Source organism: Mycobacterium kyorinense (assembly GCF_002101735.1).
GTDB lineage: Bacteria > Actinomycetota > Actinomycetes > Mycobacteriales > Mycobacteriaceae > Mycobacterium > Mycobacterium kyorinense.
Window position 1 is genome coordinate 1 of the sequence record NZ_LQPE01000024.1, and the last position, 2,620, is coordinate 2,620.

Annotated in this window: 1 protein-coding gene and 2 pseudogenes; 1 reads left to right on the plus strand and 2 read right to left on the minus strand. The window is 65.8% G+C overall.

Going from position 1 to position 2,620, the window contains the following annotated elements; translation table 11 throughout:
• Both AWC14_RS04720 and AWC14_RS04725 read right to left on the minus strand, forming a co-directional pair.
• Positions 1-229: pseudogene (locus AWC14_RS04720) on the minus strand (IS982 family transposase); the annotation flags it as partial.
• Between the two features lie 124 nt (positions 230-353).
• The gene (locus tag AWC14_RS04725) at positions 354-2,102 is read right to left on the minus strand and encodes a proline--tRNA ligase (RefSeq protein WP_045382954.1); all 1,749 of its coding nucleotides are present in this window, start codon (positions 2,100-2,102) and stop codon (positions 354-356) included.
• A gap of 139 nt (positions 2,103-2,241) precedes the next feature.
• On the opposite strand from AWC14_RS04725, the pseudogene AWC14_RS04730 reads away from it, so the two are divergent.
• Positions 2,242-2,620 (plus strand): annotated as a pseudogene (locus AWC14_RS04730) (IS982 family transposase); the annotation flags it as partial.

Genomic DNA, 2,620 nt, shown 5'->3' on the forward strand with positions numbered 1-2,620 from the left:
CCGGCTGCTTGGGCAAATACGGAAACAGATGGCGCAGCCGGCCCAAACACATACGCAGCCAATGGTGTTCGCTGCGAGCACCGAGCAGTACCTGCGCCACGGCCAGGCACACCAGCTCGGCATCGGTGAGTCTCTTCGGTCGACCGACTCGCCGTCGGTCCGGTCCGATGACATGATCATCGATCGTCACATACAGTTCGGTCAGGAGGGCATCGAGGTTCGTCGTCACAAACGTCCATCGATGCCCTCCAACCACATCAGTCACAAGCCGCCACGCCGCACAGACAACCAACAGCGGTACGCATCAACAACCCGCCGCAACTCACCCGCCGCCGCGGTTAGGAATTACTCATCTAGGCGGCCACCGCCGTCGTGATCTCGGTGGCCAGCCCGGCGCCGACGGCCAGTTCGCGGGTTTCGCCGCTGAACCGGTTGCGCAGCTCGACCACGCCGTCGGCCCAGCCGCGGCCCACCACGACGATCCAGGGCACCCCGAGCAGTTCGGCGTCCTTGAACTTCACGCCGGGTGATGCCTGCCGGTCGTCGAGCAGCACTTCGATGCCCAGCCGGTCCAAATCGCGGGCCAGCGTGGTAGCCCCGCTACGGGCTTCGGCGTCCTTGTTGGCGATCACCACGTGCACGTCGAACGGCGACACGCTCGACGGCCAGCGCAGACCCAGCTCGTCGTGGTGTTGTTCGGCGATCACGGCCACCAGCCGCGACACCCCGACACCGTAGGAGCCCATGGTCAGCCGGACCGGCTTGCCGTCCTCGCCGAGCACGTCGGCGGTGAACGCATCGGTGTATTTGCGGCCGAGCTGAAAGATGTGAGCGATCTCGATGCCGCGGGCCGAGACCAGCGGCCCGGCGCCGTCCGGTGACGGGTCGCCGTCGCGAACCTCGGCGGCCTCGATGGTGCCGTCGGCGGTGAAGTCACGACCGGCGACCAGCCCGACGACGTGCTTGCCGGGTTGGTCGGCGCCGGTGATCCAGCTGGTGCCGTCCACCACCCGCGGGTCGACGAGATAGCGAACTCCGTTGTCGCGCAGTGCTTTCGGGCCGATATACCCCTTGACCAGGAATGGGTACTTGGCGAAATCGCCGTCGTCGAGCATTTTGTACTCGGCCGGCTCCAGGGCGGCGGCCAGCCGCTTCTCGTCGACTTCGCGATCGCCCGGGACCCCGATGCCCAACAACTCCCGCTCGCCGCCGGGGTGGTGAACTTCGAGCATCACGTTTTTCAGGGTGTCGGCGGCGGTGATCGCGCGGCCCAGGTCGGCGCCGTTGGCCCAGTCCACCAGGGTCGCGATCGTCGGGGTGTCGCCGGTGTCGTGGACGACCGCCTCCGGCAGCCCGTCGATGGGCCGGCTCTCCGGGCGCGCGGTGATGACCGCCTCGACGTTGGCCGCATACCCGGACTCCAGGCAGCGCACGAAAGTGTCCTCGCCGACCGGGCTTTCGGCCAAAAACTCCTCCGAGGCGCTGCCGCCCATGGCGCCGGACACCGCCGACACGATGACATAACGCACCTGCAGTCGGTCGAACATGCGCTGATACGCCTCGCGGTGGGCGTGGTAGGCGGCCTTGAGTCCGGCGTCGTCGATGTCGAAGGAGTAGGAGTCCTTCATCACGAACTCCCGAACGCGCAAAATGCCGGCCCGCGGCCGCGCCTCGTCGCGGTACTTGTTCTGGATTTGATAGAGCACCAACGGAAAGTCCTTGTAGGAGCTGTACTCCCCCTTCACCGTCAGCGTGAACAGCTCTTCATGGGTCGGTGCCAGCAGATAGTCGTTTCCGCGACGATCCTTGATGCGAAAAATGCTGTCGCCGTACTCCGTCCACCGGTTGGTGGTCTCGTACGGGCCGCGCGGCAAGAGCGCGGGGAACAGGATCTCCTGCCCGCCAATCGCATTCATCTCCTCGCGGACAACCCGTTCGATCTTGCGCAGCACCCGCAGCCCGAGCGGCAGCCAGCTGTACAGGCCGGGCGCGATCGGCCGGATGTAGCCGGCCCGGATCAGCAGCTTGTGGCTGGGGACCTCCGCGTCGGCGGGATCGTCGCGCAGCGTGCGCAGGAACAACTCGGACATCCGGGTGATCACAGCGCGCAAGCCTAGATGAGTAATTCCTAACCGCGGCGGCGGGTGAGTTGCGGCGGGTTGTTGATGCGTACCGCTGTTGGTTGTCTGTGCGGCGTGGCGGCTTGTGACTGATGTGGTTGGAGGGCATCGATGGACGTTTGTGACGACGAACCTCGATGCCCTCCTGACCGAACTGTATGTGACGATCGATGATCATGTCATCGGACCGGACCGACGGCGAGTCGGTCGACCGAAGAGACTCACCGATGCCGAGCTGGTGTGCCTGGCCGTGGCGCAGGTACTGCTCGGTGCTCGCAGCGAACACCATTGGCTGCGTATGTGTTTGGGCCGGCTGCGCCATCTGTTTCCGTATTTGCCCAAGCAGCCGGGCTACCACAAACGGATCAAGGCCGCCGCTCCGTTGATCTGCAAAGCCATGCTGTATCTGGCCGCCCAGTGCCCCTCGTGGGCCGACGACCTGCGACTGGTCGACGGCACGCCGATCCCGTGCGGGGCCTCGCGGGAGACGGTGCGCCGCT